At 65.7% G+C, this 13,536-nt stretch carries 26 protein-coding genes; all 26 read right to left on the bottom strand.

Going from position 1 to position 13,536, the window contains the following annotated elements:
• Nucleotides 1-76 precede the first annotated feature (76 nt).
• The 26 genes from rpsK to rplD all read right to left on the bottom strand — a co-directional run bounded on the left by rpsK (nt 77) and on the right by rplD (nt 13,531).
• The gene (gene rpsK / locus ACWV17_RS25910; RefSeq protein WP_003948617.1) at nt 77-481 is read right to left on the bottom strand and encodes a 30S ribosomal protein S11; all 405 of its coding nucleotides are present in this window, start codon (nt 479-481) and stop codon (nt 77-79) included.
• 65 nt (nt 482-546) lie between these two features.
• Complete coding sequence (gene rpsM / locus ACWV17_RS25915) at nt 547-927, bottom strand: 30S ribosomal protein S13 (protein ID WP_004946638.1); 381 nt, start codon at nt 925-927, stop codon at nt 547-549.
• 192 nt (nt 928-1,119) lie between these two features.
• Nucleotides 1,120-1,233, bottom strand: coding sequence for a 50S ribosomal protein L36 (gene rpmJ / locus ACWV17_RS25920; protein WP_003956441.1), 114 nt, complete (start codon nt 1,231-1,233; stop codon nt 1,120-1,122).
• Between the two features lie 63 nt (nt 1,234-1,296).
• Complete coding sequence (infA, locus tag ACWV17_RS25925) at nt 1,297-1,518, bottom strand: translation initiation factor IF-1 (RefSeq protein WP_003956442.1); 222 nt, start codon at nt 1,516-1,518, stop codon at nt 1,297-1,299.
• Nucleotides 1,519-1,657: 139 nt separating this feature from the next.
• Nucleotides 1,658-2,494, bottom strand: a complete 837-nt coding sequence (gene map / locus ACWV17_RS25930) for a type I methionyl aminopeptidase (RefSeq protein WP_455361607.1) — start codon at nt 2,492-2,494, stop codon at nt 1,658-1,660.
• Between the two features lie 98 nt (nt 2,495-2,592).
• The gene (locus ACWV17_RS25935; protein ID WP_455361608.1) at nt 2,593-3,252 is read right to left on the bottom strand and encodes an adenylate kinase; all 660 of its coding nucleotides are present in this window, start codon (nt 3,250-3,252) and stop codon (nt 2,593-2,595) included.
• Nucleotides 3,252-4,562, bottom strand: coding sequence for a preprotein translocase subunit SecY (secY, locus tag ACWV17_RS25940; RefSeq protein WP_455352437.1), 1,311 nt, complete (start codon nt 4,560-4,562; stop codon nt 3,252-3,254). The genes ACWV17_RS25935 and secY overlap by 1 nt, the downstream gene beginning before the upstream one ends.
• Before the next feature lie 187 nt (nt 4,563-4,749).
• Nucleotides 4,750-5,205, bottom strand: a complete 456-nt coding sequence (rplO, locus tag ACWV17_RS25945; RefSeq protein ID WP_455352436.1) for a 50S ribosomal protein L15 — start codon at nt 5,203-5,205, stop codon at nt 4,750-4,752.
• Between the two features lies 1 nt (nt 5,206).
• The gene (gene rpmD, locus ACWV17_RS25950) at nt 5,207-5,389 is read right to left on the bottom strand and encodes a 50S ribosomal protein L30 (protein ID WP_005313525.1); all 183 of its coding nucleotides are present in this window, start codon (nt 5,387-5,389) and stop codon (nt 5,207-5,209) included.
• On the bottom strand, nt 5,389-5,991 hold the full coding sequence (gene rpsE, locus ACWV17_RS25955) for a 30S ribosomal protein S5 (protein ID WP_017239585.1): 603 nt from the start codon (nt 5,989-5,991) through the stop codon (nt 5,389-5,391). The genes rpmD and rpsE overlap by 1 nt, the downstream gene beginning before the upstream one ends.
• 46 nt (nt 5,992-6,037) lie before the next feature.
• A complete protein-coding gene (gene rplR, locus ACWV17_RS25960) occupies nt 6,038-6,421 on the bottom strand; it encodes a 50S ribosomal protein L18 (protein ID WP_100108608.1) in 384 nt (127 codons plus the stop codon).
• A 3-nt stretch (nt 6,422-6,424) separates the two neighbouring features.
• Nucleotides 6,425-6,964 carry a 50S ribosomal protein L6 gene (rplF, locus tag ACWV17_RS25965; protein ID WP_455352435.1) on the bottom strand — a complete coding sequence of 180 codons (540 nt, stop codon included), beginning with the start codon at nt 6,962-6,964 and terminating at the stop codon, nt 6,425-6,427.
• Between the two features lie 21 nt (nt 6,965-6,985).
• Nucleotides 6,986-7,384 (bottom strand): 30S ribosomal protein S8, encoded by a 399-nt coding sequence (gene rpsH / locus ACWV17_RS25970; RefSeq protein ID WP_385433662.1) that lies wholly within the window; start codon nt 7,382-7,384, stop codon nt 6,986-6,988.
• A 224-nt stretch (nt 7,385-7,608) separates the two neighbouring features.
• On the bottom strand, nt 7,609-7,794 hold the full coding sequence (locus ACWV17_RS25975) for a type Z 30S ribosomal protein S14 (protein WP_030368403.1): 186 nt from the start codon (nt 7,792-7,794) through the stop codon (nt 7,609-7,611).
• A gap of 2 nt (nt 7,795-7,796) precedes the next feature.
• A complete protein-coding gene (gene rplE / locus ACWV17_RS25980) occupies nt 7,797-8,357 on the bottom strand; it encodes a 50S ribosomal protein L5 (protein ID WP_455352434.1) in 561 nt (186 codons plus the stop codon).
• A complete protein-coding gene (gene rplX / locus ACWV17_RS25985) occupies nt 8,357-8,680 on the bottom strand; it encodes a 50S ribosomal protein L24 (RefSeq protein WP_366073123.1) in 324 nt (107 codons plus the stop codon). Before rplX ends, rplE begins: the two co-directional genes overlap by 1 nt.
• Before the next feature lie 2 nt (nt 8,681-8,682).
• Entirely contained in the window at nt 8,683-9,051 is a 369-nt protein-coding gene (gene rplN, locus ACWV17_RS25990; RefSeq protein WP_003956455.1) for a 50S ribosomal protein L14, read from the bottom strand.
• 134 nt (nt 9,052-9,185) lie between these two features.
• Nucleotides 9,186-9,470, bottom strand: a complete 285-nt coding sequence (gene rpsQ, locus ACWV17_RS25995; RefSeq protein WP_366073122.1) for a 30S ribosomal protein S17 — start codon at nt 9,468-9,470, stop codon at nt 9,186-9,188.
• Nucleotides 9,470-9,694: a 50S ribosomal protein L29 gene (gene rpmC, locus ACWV17_RS26000; protein ID WP_455352433.1), complete on the bottom strand. Its 225-nt coding sequence runs from the start codon at nt 9,692-9,694 to the stop codon at nt 9,470-9,472. The genes rpsQ and rpmC overlap by 1 nt, the downstream gene beginning before the upstream one ends.
• Nucleotides 9,694-10,113 (bottom strand): 50S ribosomal protein L16, encoded by a 420-nt coding sequence (rplP, locus tag ACWV17_RS26005; protein WP_119286204.1) that lies wholly within the window; start codon nt 10,111-10,113, stop codon nt 9,694-9,696. Before rplP ends, rpmC begins: the two co-directional genes overlap by 1 nt.
• Before the next feature lie 5 nt (nt 10,114-10,118).
• Nucleotides 10,119-10,964, bottom strand: a complete 846-nt coding sequence (rpsC, locus tag ACWV17_RS26010) for a 30S ribosomal protein S3 (RefSeq protein WP_254372692.1) — start codon at nt 10,962-10,964, stop codon at nt 10,119-10,121.
• A complete protein-coding gene (gene rplV / locus ACWV17_RS26015; protein WP_004571827.1) occupies nt 10,964-11,311 on the bottom strand; it encodes a 50S ribosomal protein L22 in 348 nt (115 codons plus the stop codon). The genes rpsC and rplV overlap by 1 nt, the downstream gene beginning before the upstream one ends.
• A gap of 43 nt (nt 11,312-11,354) precedes the next feature.
• On the bottom strand, nt 11,355-11,636 hold the full coding sequence (rpsS, locus tag ACWV17_RS26020) for a 30S ribosomal protein S19 (protein ID WP_254372691.1): 282 nt from the start codon (nt 11,634-11,636) through the stop codon (nt 11,355-11,357).
• A 12-nt stretch (nt 11,637-11,648) separates the two neighbouring features.
• Nucleotides 11,649-12,485, bottom strand: coding sequence for a 50S ribosomal protein L2 (rplB, locus tag ACWV17_RS26025; RefSeq protein WP_455352432.1), 837 nt, complete (start codon nt 12,483-12,485; stop codon nt 11,649-11,651).
• 39 nt (nt 12,486-12,524) lie between these two features.
• Nucleotides 12,525-12,857, bottom strand: a complete 333-nt coding sequence (gene rplW / locus ACWV17_RS26030; protein ID WP_455352431.1) for a 50S ribosomal protein L23 — start codon at nt 12,855-12,857, stop codon at nt 12,525-12,527.
• Entirely contained in the window at nt 12,857-13,531 is a 675-nt protein-coding gene (rplD, locus tag ACWV17_RS26035; protein ID WP_455352430.1) for a 50S ribosomal protein L4, read from the bottom strand. The genes rplW and rplD overlap by 1 nt, the downstream gene beginning before the upstream one ends.
• Between the last annotated feature and the right edge of the window lie 5 nt (nt 13,532-13,536).

Genomic DNA, 13,536 nt, shown 5'->3' on the forward strand with positions numbered 1-13,536 from the left:
CTGCAAGGGTACGGGCGGCACGTCCCCACAGGGGGGCCGTACCGCCCGGACACTCAAAAACGCACAGCGTCAGGCGTCAGACGCGACGGCGCTTGGGCGGGCGGCAGCCGTTGTGCGGGGTGGGGGTGACGTCCTGGATCGAACCCACCTCGAGGCCGGTGGCCTGGAGGGAGCGGATCGCGGTCTCACGGCCGGAGCCGGGACCCTTGACGAAGACGTCGACCTTGCGCATGCCGTGCTCCTGCGCGCGGCGGGCGGCCGACTCGGCGGCCATCTGCGCGGCGAAGGGGGTGGACTTGCGCGAGCCCTTGAAGCCGACGTGGCCGGCGGAGGCCCAGGAGATCACGTTGCCGGTCGGGTCCGTGATGGACACGATCGTGTTGTTGAACGTGCTCTTGATGTGCGCGTGGCCGTGAGCGACGTTCTTCTTTTCCTTGCGGCGCACCTTCTTGGCAGCGCCCTGACGTCCCTTGGGGGGCATGTCTTATCTCCTACGGAGGTGGTCGGTCCTACAGCGAAGACCGCTGATGAGCGTCCTGCTGCGGACTACTTCTTGCCCGGCTTCTTCTTACCGGCGATGGCGCGACGCGGGCCCTTGCGGGTGCGGGCGTTCGTGCTGGTGCGCTGTCCGTGGACCGGCAGGCCGCGGCGGTGACGCAGACCCTGGTAGCAGCCGATCTCGACCTTGCGGCGGATGTCGGCCTGGATCTCGCGACGGAGGTCACCCTCGGTCTTGAGGTTGGCGTCCACGTACTCGCGGATCTTGACCAGGTCCTCTTCGGCCAGGTCACGAACGCGGGTGTTCGGGTTCACACCAGTGGCGGCGAGAGTCGCCTTGGACTGGGTGCGGCCGATGCCGAAGACGTAGGTGAGTGCGACCTCCACACGCTTGTCGCGCGGGATGTCAACACCGGAAACGCGTGCCATTCAATGGCTCCTGTGTGTTCGGGGGTCTTCCGCAGAACCACTCCCGGCCGCCGACCTCACCGTCGGTGAGGTGGTACGTCCGGGTCCCCGGCCCCCGCCGGAGGTGTCGTCAGCCGTGGCTTGGACGGGTTCTGCGTATGTACGTATTGCTATGCGTCGCGCGAAGAACTGCGAGGTACAGGTGGTCGTGCGTCAGCCCTGGCGCTGCTTGTGGCGCAGGTTGTCGCAGATGACCATGACCCGGCCGTGACGGCGGATCACCTTGCACTTGTCGCAGATCTTCTTGACGCTCGGCTTGACCTTCATGGGATGTCAGGTTCTCCGGGTCAGTGCCACCACCCACGCCGAGGCGGGATGTGGAGACAAGATCTACTTGTATCGGTAGACGATCCGGCCACGCGTCAGGTCGTACGGAGAGAGCTCCACCACGACCCGGTCATCGGGGAGGATGCGGATGTAGTGCATACGCATCTTGCCGCTGATGTGCGCGAGGACCTTGTGACCGTTCTGGAGTTCCACCTTGAACATGGCGTTCGGGAGGGACTCGATCACGGTGCCCTCGATTTCGATGGCACCTTGCTTCTTGGCCACGCTTCGCCTTTCGAATCGGCTACCTTGATCAGCTCCCAGCAGACATGCGGACGCACGAATGCACGGGAGCCGACGAGTCAGTCTACGTCAGGGCCCCGAGAAAGACGAATCGGGTGAGTCTGCCCCACACCGCAGATCGTTAAGCAAGGGGGTCCGGGGCGGCCGTGATCCCGTACTCGGCGAGCTTCGCCCGGCCGCAGTCCGGGGCCGTCAGGACCAGCGGACCTTCCTCGGTGAGGGCGATCGAGTGCTCCCAGTGCGAGGACCAGGTGCCGTCGGTGGTGATGACCGTCCAGTCGTCGGAGAGCACCTCGGTGTACGGGGTGCCCAGGCTCACCATCGGCTCGATGGCCAGGCACACGCCGGGGCCGAGCTTGATGCCCTTGCCGCGCTTGCGCGTGACGTAGTTCAGCAGGTGGGGGTCCATGTGCATCTCGGAGCCGATGCCGTGGCCGCCGTACTCCTCGATGATCCCGTACTTGCCGGTGGCCGGCCGGGGCTGGCGGCGGATGTACGACTCGATCGCCTTGGAGATGTCGACCAGCCGGTTGCCGTTCTTCATCGCGGCGATGCCGGCCCACATCGACTCCTCGGTCACCCGGGAGAGTTCGATCAGCTCGGGGGCGTGACCGGTGCCGACGAAGGCGGTGTACGCGGCGTCGCCGTGCCAGCCGTCGATGATCGCGCCGGCGTCGATGGAGATGACGTCGCCGTCCTTCAGGACGGTCTTGTCGTCCGGGATGCCGTGGACGACGACCTCGTTGACCGAGGTGCAGATGGTGGCCGGGAACCCGCCGTAGCCGAGGAAGTTGGACTTCGCACCGTGGTCGGCGATGACCTTGCGGGCGACCTCGTCGAGGTCCTTCGTGGTGGCGCCGGGCACGGCCGCCTCACGGGTGGCCGCATGGATCGCGGCGACGACCAGCCCCGCCTCGCGCATCTTCGCGATCTGCTCCGGGGTCTTGATCTCCACCATGGCCTCTTGCCTTCCGGGTCCGACGTATCTCTGCTCAACAGTACGGCCGCGGCGCCCATCGGACACCGCGGCCGTACGTACTGGTCGTGCGGTACTGCTCAGCCCTTGGCGGGCTTCTTCAGGGCGTCCATCGCCCGCTGGGTCACGTCGGTGACCTTGCCCAGCGCGGAGATGGTGACCACCAGGCCCTGCGCCTTGTAGTGGTCGATGATCGGCTCGGTCTGCGTGTGGTACACGTCCAGCCGGTTGCGGACCGTCTCCTCGGAGTCGTCCGCACGCTGGTAGAGCTCGCCGCCGCAGGTGTCGCAGACACCCTCGGTCTTCGGCGGGGTGTACGTCACGTGGAAGACGTGGCTGGAGTCGTTGCGGCAGATGCGGCGGCCCGCGATCCGCTTGACGACCTCGTCCTCGGGGACCTCCAGGTCGAGCACCGCGTCCAGCATCATGCCCTCGGACTTCAGCATCGTGTCGAGCGCCTCGGCCTGCGAGACGTTGCGCGGGAAGCCGTCCAGCAGGAAGCCGTTCTCGGCGTCCGGCTTCGCCATCCGGTCCTTGGCCATGCCGATGGTGACCTCGTCGGGCACCAGGTCTCCCGCGTCCATGTAGGACTTCGCCTGTCGGCCAAGGTCGGTGCCCTGGCTGATGTTGGCGCGGAAGAGGTCGCCCGTGGAGATGTGCGGGATCGACAAGTTCTTGGCAAGGAACGCGGCCTGCGTTCCCTTGCCGGCACCCGGCGGCCCGACGAGGACGATTCGCATCAGCGGAGGAACCCTTCGTAATTGCGCTGCTGGAGCTGGCTCTCGATCTGCTTCACGGTCTCCAGTCCCACACCCACGATGATGAGGATGCTCGTCCCGCCGAAGGGGAAGTTCTGGTTCGCGCCGAAGCCTGCCAACGCCATCGTCGGCACAAGAGCAATCAGACCCAGGTACAGCGACCCCGGCCAGGTGATCCGGTTGAGCACGTAGCTCAGGTACTCAGCAGTAGGTCGACCAGCCCGGATACCCGGGATGAACCCACCATACTTCTTCATGTTGTCCGCGACTTCGTCGGGGTTGAACGAGATCGCCACATAGAAGAAGGCGAAGAACACGATCAACAGGAAGTATGTGACGATGTAAATGGGTTTGCCATCGACGAAGTGCCGCTGAATCCAGCCTGCCCAGTCCGACTGGGTACCGCTGAACTGCACAATCAGCATCGGAATGAAGAGCAGCGACGACGCGAAGATGACAGGAATCACACCCGCCTGGTTCACCTTCAACGGAATGTACGTCGACGTGCCTCCGTAGGACCGGCGGCCGATCATGCGCTTCGCGTACTGCACCGGGATCCGGCGCTGCGCCTGCTCGACGAAGACCACCAGGGCCACCATGGCGAGGCCCACCAGGATCACGATGCCGAACTCGACCCAGCCGTCCGCGATCTTGCCCTGCAGCTTGATGGCCCACAGCGCGCTCACGAAGCCGGCGGCGATCGAGATGAACATGAGGATCGACATGCCGTTGCCGATACCGCGGTCCGTGATCAGCTCACCGAGCCACATCACCATCGCCGTGCCGGCCGTCATCGTGATCACCATCGTGATCGTGACGAAGATCGACTGGTCCGGAACGACCTCGGTGGCGCGCGCACAGCCCTGGAAGAGATTGCCGCTGCGGGCGGTGGCCACCAGGCCCGTACCCTGCAGGATCGCGAGGGCGATGGTCAGGTAACGCGTGTACTGGGTGATCTTCGCGGTACCGGACTGCCCCTCTTTCTTCAGGGCCTCCAGCCGCGGAATGACCACGGTCAGCAGTTGCAGGATGATGCTCGCCGTGATGTACGGCATGATGCCGAGCGCAAAGATCGTGATCTGCAGCAGCGCGCCACCGCTGAAGAGGTTGACCAGGCCCATGAGGTTGTTGCCGGACTGGGACTGGTTCACACAGAACTGAACGTTCTCGTAGCTGACGCCGGGGATCGGCACGGCGGCCCCGAGTCGGAACAGCACGATGATGCCCAGTGTGAAGAGCAGCTTCTTGCGCAGGTCGGGCGTCTTGAACGCCCGGGCGAACGCGGTGAGCACGGTGCCTCCTGCGACCCCCGCGCTACTGCGTCAGAGGTGACGGTCTTGAGGATCGACGAATACGAATCACAAACGGTGCACGCCACCTTACCGGCGACCATGCCCCCCTAGGAACGACCAACCGGGGATGCCCCTTATGAGAGGCATCCCCGGTCGGTGTTTCTAGCTTTCAGCCACCGGACTCGTCTCAGACGAGCTCGGTGACGGTGCCGCCGGCAGCGGCAATCTTCTCCTTGGCGGAGCCGGAGACGGCGTCAACCGTCACCTGCAGCGCCACGGAGATCTCGCCCTGGCCCAGGACCTTGACGAGGCTGTTCTTGCGGACCGCGCCCTTGGCGACCAGGTCGGCCACCGTGACCTCTCCACCCTCGGGGTAGAGAGCGCCGAGCTTGTCCAGGTTCACGACCTGGTACTCGGTGCGGAACGGGTTCCGGAAGCCCTTGAGCTTCGGGAGACGCATGTGGAGGGGCATCTGCCCACCCTCGAAGCGCTCCGGAACCTGGTAACGGGCCTTGGTGCCCTTGGTACCACGACCTGCGGTCTTACCCTTGGACGCCTCACCACGACCCACACGGGTCTTGGCGGTCTTGGCGCCCGGGGCAGGACGGAGGTTGTGGACCTTCAGCGGGTTCTGCTCCGCCATGTCAGTCGACCTCCTCAACCGTCACGAGGTGGCGGACGGTGTGCACCATGCCGCGGAACTCGGGACGGTCCTCCTTGACAACCACGTCGTTCAGGCGCTTGAGCCCGAGCGAACGCAGGGTGTCGCGGTGGTTCTGCTTGCTGCCGATGTACGACTTCGTCTGCGTGATCTTGAGACGGGCCATTACGCACCCGCTCCCGCACGTGCACGCAGCAGAGCCGCGGGGGCGACGTCCTCGAGGGGCAGACCACGGCGAGCCGCGATCTCCTCGGGACGCTGCAGGCCCTTGAGGGCCGCCACGGTCGCGTGCACGATGTTGATCGCGTTGTCGGAGCCCAGGGACTTCGACAGGATGTCGTGAACGCCGGCGCACTCGAGCACCGCGCGCACCGGGCCACCCGCGATCACACCGGTACCGGGGGAAGCAGGCTTGAGCAGGACGACGCCCGCGGCCTTCTCGCCCTGGATCGGGTGCGGGATGGTGCCCTGGATGCGCGGGACCTTGAAGAAGTTCTTCTTGGCCTCTTCCACGCCCTTGGCGATGGCCGCGGGAACTTCCTTGGCCTTGCCGTATCCGACACCTACGGTGCCGTCACCGTCGCCCACCACGACCAGCGCGGTGAAGCTGAAGCGGCGACCACCCTTGACAACCTTGGCGACGCGGTTGATCGCGACAACGCGCTCAACGTACGCGGTCTTCTCGGCGGCAGCGCCACCGTCGCGACCCTTCCGGTCCCGCCGCTCGCCGCCACCGGCACCGCTTCCGCGGCGCTGGGGTCCAGCCATTGGATTTACCTCTCTCTGTTACGTCCGTTAGTCCCGGAACCGGGGCTCAGAACTTCAGCCCGGCTTCGCGGGCGGCGTCAGCCAGAGCGGCAATGCGCCCGGCGTACCTGTTGCCACCACGGTCGAACACGACGGCCTCGACGCCGGCGGCCTTGGCGCGCTCGGCGACCAGGGAACCGACCTGCTTGGCCTGAGCGCTCTTGTCGCCCTCGCCACCACGGATCGAGGTGTCCAGGGTCGACGCCGACGCGAGCGTGTGGCCCGCGATGTCGTCGATGACCTGGGCCACGATGTGGCGGTTGGAGCGCGTCACGACCAGGCGCGGACGCTCCGGCGTACCGGAGACGTGCTTGCGGACGCGGATGTGGCGGCGCTTGATGGCGGCGCGCTTGTACGCGTCACCCTTAGCAATCTTCACACCGTATGCCATGGCTTACTTACCCGCCTTTCCGACCTTGCGGCGGATAACCTCGCCCGCGTACTTGACGCCCTTGGCCTTGTACGGGTCGGGCTTACGCAGCTTGCGGATGTTCGCGGCGACCTCGCCGACCTTCTGCTTGTCGATGCCCTCGACGCTGAGCTTGGTCGGGGACTCGACCTTGAAGGTGATGCCCTCGGGGGCCTCAACGACGATCGGGTGGCTGTAGCCCAGGGCGAACTCCAGGTTGGAGCCCTTCGCCTGGACGCGGTAACCGACACCGCTGATCTCGAGCGCCTTGCTGTATCCCTGGGTCACGCCGGTGATCATGTTCGCCACCAGCGTGCGGGACAGGCCGTGCAGGGCCTTGTTCTGACGCTCGTCGTTCGGGCGGACCACGTTCAGAACGCCGTCCTCACCCTTGGTGACCTCGATCGGAGCGGCAACGGTGTGCGTGAGGGAACCCTTGGGGCCCTTCACCGCGACCGTGCGACCGTCGATGGTGACGTCCACACCAGCGGGAACCTGGATGGGGAGCTTGCCGATTCGCGACATTAGCTTTTCCTCCGTTCCCGACTACCAGACGTAGGCGAGGACTTCCCCACCTACGCCCTTCTTCTGCGCCTGCTGGCCGGTCAGGAGGCCGTGGGACGTGGAGATGATGGCCACGCCCAGGCCGCCGAGAACCTTCGGCAGGTTGGTGGACTTCGCGTACACGCGCAGACCCGGCTTGGAGATGCGCTTGATGCCGGCGATCGAACGCTCGCGGTTCGGGCCGAACTTCAGCTCCAGGACGAGGTTCTTGCCGACCTCGGCGTCCTCGACCTTCCAGCCGGTGATGAAGCCCTCCTGCTGGAGGATCTCCGCGATGTGCGACTTGATCTTGCTGTGCGGCATCACGACGGTGTCGTGGTACGCCGAGTTCGCGTTACGCAGACGCGTGAGCATGTCTGCGATGGGATCAGTCATGGTCATGAATTGGCCTTCGGCCTCTCTCGCCGGGGTTTCCTGTATGCGCCATCCCTCTCCCCGATCAGTGTCGGGACGGGTGCGGTGCGGGGACCTACGGCGTAGTAAGTCGGTCAGGGCGGCAGGCGCCCAACCCCACAAGCCTACGGCATGCGAAGGAGGGCTCCCGCCGACCAGATACTTACCGAGAGCTTCGGGTAATCCAGTACGGCCCTAGGGGCGTACGGGAGTTACCAGGAGCTCTTGGTCACGCCCGGCAGCTCGCCACGGTGAGCCATCTCACGAAGGCACACGCGGCACAGGCCGAACTTGCGGTACACGGAGTGCGGACGGCCACAGCGCTGGCAGCGGGTGTACGCGCGCACACCGAACTTGGGCTTGCGGGCGGCCTTAGCGATCAGAGACTTCTTCGCCACGGTCAGTTCTCCTTGAACGGGAAGCCGAGGTGACGAAGGAGGGCACGACCCTCGTCGTCGTTGGTCGCCGTGGTGACCACGGTGATGTCCATGCCCCGGACCCGGTCGATCTTGTCCTGGTCGATCTCGTGGAACATGACCTGCTCCGTGAGACCGAAGGTGTAGTTGCCACGGCCGTCGAACTGCTTGGGCGACAGACCACGGAAGTCACGGATACGCGGCAGCGCGAGCGACAGCGTACGGTCCAGGAACTCCCACATCCGGTCACCGCGAAGGGTGACGTGGCAGCCGATCGGCTGGCCCTCACGCAGCTTGAACTGCGCGATGGACTTGCGGGCCTTGGTGACGGCCGGCTTCTGGCCGGTGATCGTGGTGAGGTCGCGGATGGCACCCTCGATCAGCTTGGAGTCGCGGGCGGCGTCGCCCACACCCATGTTGACCACGATCTTGACGAGGCCGGGGACCTGCATGACGTTCTCGTACGAGAACTCCTCACGCAGCTTGCCGGCGATCTCCTCGCGGTAGCGCAGCTTCAGACGCGGCGCGTTGGTGGTGGCAGTCATCAGATGTCCTCACCGGTCCGCTTGGCAACGCGGATCTTGTTGCCCTCGTCGTCAAAGCGGTAGCCGACGCGGGTGACGACCTTCTTGCCGTCCTTCTCCACAACCAGCTGAACGTTGCTGACGTGGATGGGGGCCTCGGTCGTCACGATGCCACCGGTCTGCGAACCACGAGCGGTCTGGCCGGCCTTGGTGTGCTTCTTGACCCGGTTGACACCCTCGACGAGGACGCGGTTCTCAGTAGGGATGGCCACGATGACCTTGCCCTGCTTGCCCTTGTCCTTACCGGTGATGACCTGAACCAGGTCGCCCTTCTTGATCTTCATGCTTACAGCACCTCCGGCGCGAGCGAGATGATCTTCATGAACTTCTTCTCGCGCAGCTCACGGCCCACCGGGCCGAAGATACGGGTGCCGCGAGGGTCGCCGTCGTTCTTCAGAATGACGGCGGCGTTCTCGTCGAAGCGGATGTACGAGCCGTCCTGACGACGACGCTCCTTGACGGTGCGAACGATGACGGCCTTGACGACGTCACCCTTCTTCACGTTGCCACCGGGGATCGCGTCCTTGACGGTGGCGACGATGACGTCACCGATGCCCGCGTAGCGGCGACCCGAGCCACCGAGAACACGGATGCAAAGGATTTCCTTGGCACCAGTGTTGTCGGCGACACGCAGTCGCGACTCCTGCTGGATCACGTCTATCTCCTGATTGTCTGCCGGTTCCCGGCGAGGGGGCTCCTCACGGAGCGCCCCTCACCGAGCCTGGCGGAACTGACCTGAGGGAAACCCCCCAAGTGCTGTTTCTGTTGGAAGTCCCTTGCGGGAATTACCTACTTGGCCTTCTCGAGGATCTCGACGACGCGCCAGCGCTTCGTCGCGGACAGCGGCCGGGTCTCCATCAGGAGAACGCGGTCGCCGACGCCCGCGGCGTTGGCCTCGTCGTGCGCCTTGAGCTTGTTGGTACGGCGGATGACCTTGCCGTACAGCGCGTGCTTGACGCGGTCCTCGACAGCGACGACGACGGTCTTGTCCATCTTGTCGCTGACGACCAGACCCTCACGGGTCTTGCGGAATCCGCGCTGCTCAGTCGTCTCAGTCACATTCTTCTCGCTCATCAGGCGCTCTCCACCGTCTCGATGCCCAGCTCGCGCTCGCGCATCAGGGTGTAGATCCGGGCGATGTCCTTACGGACGGACTTGAGCCGGCCGTTGTTCTCGAGCTGCCCGGTCGCCGCCTGGAAGCGGAGCTTGAACAGCTCTTCCTTGGCCTCGCGAAGCTTGATGACGAGGTCCTCGTCGTTCAGCTCACGCAGCTCAGACGCCTTGATACCGGCCGCCATCACGACTCACCTGCCTCGCGCCGAACAATCCGGCACTTCATCGGAAGCTTGTGAGCAGCGCGGGTGAGCGCCTCACGAGCAATCTTCTCGTTCGGGTAGGACAGCTCGAACATCACCCGACCGGGCTTGACGTTCGCGATCCACCACTCGGGGGAACCCTTACCGGAACCCATGCGGGTCTCGGCAGGCTTCTTGGTGAGCGGACGGTCCGGGTAGATGTTGATCCAGACCTTGCCGCCACGCTTGATGTGGCGGGTCATCGCGATACGAGCAGCCTCGATCTGGCGGTTCGTCACGTACGCCGGGGTCAGCGCCTGGATGCCGTACTCGCCGAATGCGACCTCAGTGCCACCCTTCGCCATACCGCTGCGCTTGGGGTGGTGCTGCTTGCGGTGCTTGACCCTACGAGGGATCAGCATGTCGGTCAGGCCTCCGTTCCAGTGCTCTCAGCCGGAGCAGCGGCGGCGGGAGCCTCGGCCTTGGGGGCCTCGGCAGCCGGCGCGGACTGCTGCGGCTTGCGGCCGCGGCCGCCACGCTCGCCACCACGACCGCCACGGCCACCGGCCGGACGGTCGCCCGCGCCGCCACCACGGGCCGGGCGGTTACCCGCACGGGCCGCGGCGTTCTCGGCGCGGACCTCGGCGATGTTCTTGACGTCGCCCTTGTAGATCCAGACCTTCACGCCGATACGGCCGAAGGTCGTCTTGGCCTCGAAGAAGCCGTAGTCGACGTTCGCGCGGAGCGTGTGCAGGGGCACACGGCCCTCGCGGTAGAACTCCGAGCGGGACATCTCGGCGCCGCCGAGACGGCCGCCGCACTGGATCTTGATGCCCTTGGCGCCGGCCTTCATCGTGCCCTGCATGCTCTTACGCATGGCGCGACGGAAGGAGACGCGGGAGGAGAGCTGCTCGGCAACGGCCTGGGCGACCAGCTGAGCGTCCATCTCGGGGTTCTTGACCTCGAGGATGTTCAGCTGGACCTGCTTGCCCGTGAGCTTCTCGAGGTCGCCGCGGATGCGGTCGGCCTCGGCGCCACGGCGGCCGATGACGATGCCGGGACGCGCGGTGTGGATGTCCACCCGCACGCGGTCACGGGTGCGCTCGATCTCAACCTTCGAGATGCCGGCGCGCTCCATGCCGGACGTCATCATCCGACGGATGGCGACGTCTTCCTTGACGTAGTCCTTGTACAGCTTGTCGGCGTACCAACGGGACTTGAAGTCCGTGGTGATACCGAGCCGGAACCCGTGCGGGTTTACCTTCTGGCCCATTACCGGGTTCCTTCCTTGCTGCTGACGACCACGGTGATGTGGCTGGTCCGCTTGCGGATCCGGTAGGCACGGCCCTGAGCACGCGGACGGAACCGCTTCAGGGTCGGACCCTCGTCGACGTAAGCCTCGCTGATGACCAGCGAGGAGGCGTCCGTGTGGTCGTAGTTGTGCGCGGCGTTGGCAATGGCGCTGTCAAGCACCTTGCCGACCGGCACGCTGGCGGCCTGCGGGGCGAAACGCAGGACCGCCTGGGCCTCCGTGGCGTCCATGCCACGGATGAGGTCCACCACGCGGCGGGCCTTCATGGGCGTGACGCGGATGTACCGCGCCTGGGCCCTGGCTTCCATGGTTGTCCCTTCGGTGTCGTTCATAGTCTTCGCACACCCCGCCTTAGCGGCGCTTCGACTTGCGGTCGTCCTTGACGTGGCCGCGGAAGGTGCGGGTCGGCGCAAACTCGCCGAGCTTGTGGCCGACCATGGACTCGGTGACGAACACCGGGACATGCGTCTTGCCGTTGTGCACCGCGATGGTGTGACCCAGCATCGCCGGGATGATCATCGAGCGACGGGACCAGGTCTTGATGACGTTCTTGGAACCGGCCTCGTTCTGTACGTCCACCTTCTTGATGAGGTGGTCGTCGACGAAGGGCCCCTTCTTGAGACTGCGCGGCATCTAAACCCGCTCCTAGCGCTTCTTGTTCGTCTTGCGGCGGCGGACGATGTACTTGTTGGACGCCTTCTTCGGCGACCGAGTACGACCTTCCTTCTGACCCCACGGGCTGACCGGGTGGCGACCACCGGAGGTCTTGCCCTCACCACCACCGTGCGGGTGGTCAACCGGGTTCATCGCGACACCGCGGACGGTCGGGCGGACGCCCTTCCAGCGCATACGGCCGGCCTTGCCCCAGTTGATGTTCGACTGCTCGGCGTTGCCGACCTCGCCGACAGTGGCGCGGCAGCGGACGTCGACGAGGCGGACCTCACCGGACGGCATGCGCAGGTGGGCGTACTGACCCTCCTTCGCCAGCAGCTGCACGGAAGAACCGGCAGAGCGGGCGAACTTGGCGCCACCACCGGGACGGAGCTCGATCGCGTGGATCGTGGTACCGACCGGGATGTTGCGGAGCGGGAGGTTGTTGCCCGGCTTGATGTCGGCGCCAGGGCCGTTCTCAATCCGGTCACCCTGGCTCAGTCGGGCCGGGGCGATGATGTAGCGCTTCTCGCCGTCTGCGTAGTGCAGGAGCGCGATGCGCGCGGTGCGGTTCGGGTCGTACTCGATGTGCGCGACCTTGGCCGGCACGCCGTCCTTGTCGTGACGACGGAAGTCGATCACTCGGTAGGCGCGCTTGTGGCCACCGCCCTGGTGGCGAACGGTCACACGACCGGCGTTGTTACGGCCGCCCTTGCTGTGCAGGGGGCGGACCAGCGACTTCTCCGGCGTGGACCGCGTGATCTCGACAAAGTCGGCGACGCTGGAGCCACGACGGCCCGGGGTCGTCGGCTTGTACTTGCGGATACCCATTTCTCAGTCCTCGTCCGATTCCGGACGACTCGGACTCCGTTAGGAGACCGGGCCGCCGAAGATGTCGATACGGTCGCCCTCGGCAAGGGTCACGATGGCGCGCTTGGTGTTGGCGCGCTTGCCGAAACCGGTGCGGGTGCGCTTGCGCTTGCCCTGACGGTTGATCGTGTTGACCCCGGTGACCTTGACCGAGAAGACCGCCTCGACGGCCTGCTTGATCTGGGTCTTGTTCGCACGCGGGTCGACGACGAACGTGTACTTGTTCTCGTCCAGCAGCGCGTAGCTCTTCTCGGAAACCACCGGCTTGACCAGGATGTCACGGGGGTCCGTGTAGGTCTTGCTGGTGACGACCGCTGCAGTTGCCTCGCTCATCAGGCGTCGCTCCCTTCGAGCTCACCCTCGGAAGCGACGGCCTTGGCAGACGCGGCCGGACCGGCCACGAAGGACTCGAAGGCAGCCTGCGTGAAGACCACGTCGTCGGAGACGAGCACGTCGTACGTGTTCAGCTGGCCCGGCTCCAGGAGGTGCACCTGGGGCAGGTTGCGGGCGGAAAGCCACGCGGCCTCGTCGGCCCGCTCGACGACCAGGAGCAGGTTCTTGCGCTCGCTGATCTTGCCCAGCAGGGTCCTGACGGCCTTGGTGGAAACCGCACCGTCGACCACGCCGGAGACGACGTGGATACGGCTGTGGCGGGCCCGGTCGGTGAGGGCACCGCGCAGGGCGGCGGCCTTCATCTTCTTCGGGGTCCGCTGCGAGTAGTCACGCGGCACGGGACCGTGGACGACGCCACCGCCGGCGAACTGCGGCGCACGGGTCGAACCCTGGCGGGCGCGGCCGGTGCCCTTCTGGCGGTAAGGCTTGCGGCCACCACCACGGACCTCGCCACGCGTCTTGACCTTGTGCGTGCCCTGACGGGCGGCGGCCAGCTGCGCGACGACGACCTGGTGGATCAGCGGGATGCTGACCTTGGCGTCGAAGATCTCGGCCGGGAGCTCTACAGTCCCGGACTTGTCGCCGGAGGGCGACAGAATGTCAATGGTGCTCATAGTCC

The sequence above is a fragment of the Streptomyces mabaensis genome, from assembly GCF_053763515.1.

Excerpts from the sequence above, each read along its gene's own strand:
- rplB (WP_455352432.1), bottom strand. The coding sequence starts at position 12,485 with ATGGGTATCCGCAAGTACAAGCCGACGACCCCGGGCCGTCGTGGCTCC.
- rpsK (WP_003948617.1), bottom strand. The coding sequence starts at position 481 with ATGCCCCCCAAGGGACGTCAGGGCGCTGCCAAGAAGGTGCGCCGCAAG.
- rpsE (WP_017239585.1), bottom strand. The coding sequence starts at position 5,991 with ATGGCTGGACCCCAGCGCCGCGGAAGCGGTGCCGGTGGCGGCGAGCGG.
- rplP (WP_119286204.1), bottom strand. The coding sequence starts at position 10,113 with ATGCTGATCCCTCGTAGGGTCAAGCACCGCAAGCAGCACCACCCCAAG.
- rplW (WP_455352431.1), bottom strand. The coding sequence starts at position 12,857 with ATGAGCGAGGCAACTGCAGCGGTCGTCACCAGCAAGACCTACACGGAC.
- rplD (WP_455352430.1), bottom strand. The coding sequence starts at position 13,531 with ATGAGCACCATTGACATTCTGTCGCCCTCCGGCGACAAGTCCGGGACT.
- rplO (WP_455352436.1), bottom strand. The coding sequence starts at position 5,205 with ATGGCGGAGCAGAACCCGCTGAAGGTCCACAACCTCCGTCCTGCCCCG.
- rpsC (WP_254372692.1), bottom strand. The coding sequence starts at position 10,964 with ATGGGCCAGAAGGTAAACCCGCACGGGTTCCGGCTCGGTATCACCACG.
- rpmJ (WP_003956441.1), bottom strand. The coding sequence starts at position 1,233 with ATGAAGGTCAAGCCGAGCGTCAAGAAGATCTGCGACAAGTGCAAGGTG.
- rplF (WP_455352435.1), bottom strand. The coding sequence starts at position 6,964 with ATGTCGCGAATCGGCAAGCTCCCCATCCAGGTTCCCGCTGGTGTGGAC.
- map (WP_455361607.1), bottom strand. The coding sequence starts at position 2,494 with ATGGTGGAGATCAAGACCCCGGAGCAGATCGCGAAGATGCGCGAGGCG.
- rpsS (WP_254372691.1), bottom strand. The coding sequence starts at position 11,636 with ATGCCGCGCAGTCTCAAGAAGGGGCCCTTCGTCGACGACCACCTCATC.
- rpsQ (WP_366073122.1), bottom strand. The coding sequence starts at position 9,470 with ATGAGCGAGAAGAATGTGACTGAGACGACTGAGCAGCGCGGATTCCGC.
- rplR (WP_100108608.1), bottom strand. The coding sequence starts at position 6,421 with ATGGCATACGGTGTGAAGATTGCTAAGGGTGACGCGTACAAGCGCGCC.
- rplV (WP_004571827.1), bottom strand. The coding sequence starts at position 11,311 with ATGGAAGCCAGGGCCCAGGCGCGGTACATCCGCGTCACGCCCATGAAG.
- rplE (WP_455352434.1), bottom strand. The coding sequence starts at position 8,357 with ATGACTGCCACCACCAACGCGCCGCGTCTGAAGCTGCGCTACCGCGAG.
- rpsM (WP_004946638.1), bottom strand. The coding sequence starts at position 927 with ATGGCACGCGTTTCCGGTGTTGACATCCCGCGCGACAAGCGTGTGGAG.
- rpsH (WP_385433662.1), bottom strand. The coding sequence starts at position 7,384 with ATGACCATGACTGATCCCATCGCAGACATGCTCACGCGTCTGCGTAAC.
- rpmD (WP_005313525.1), bottom strand. The coding sequence starts at position 5,389 with ATGGCCCGTCTCAAGATCACGCAGACGAAGTCGTACATCGGCAGCAAG.
- ACWV17_RS25935 (WP_455361608.1), bottom strand. The coding sequence starts at position 3,252 with ATGCGAATCGTCCTCGTCGGGCCGCCGGGTGCCGGCAAGGGAACGCAG.
- rplX (WP_366073123.1), bottom strand. The coding sequence starts at position 8,680 with ATGAAGATCAAGAAGGGCGACCTGGTTCAGGTCATCACCGGTAAGGAC.
- rpmC (WP_455352433.1), bottom strand. The coding sequence starts at position 9,694 with ATGGCGGCCGGTATCAAGGCGTCTGAGCTGCGTGAGCTGAACGACGAG.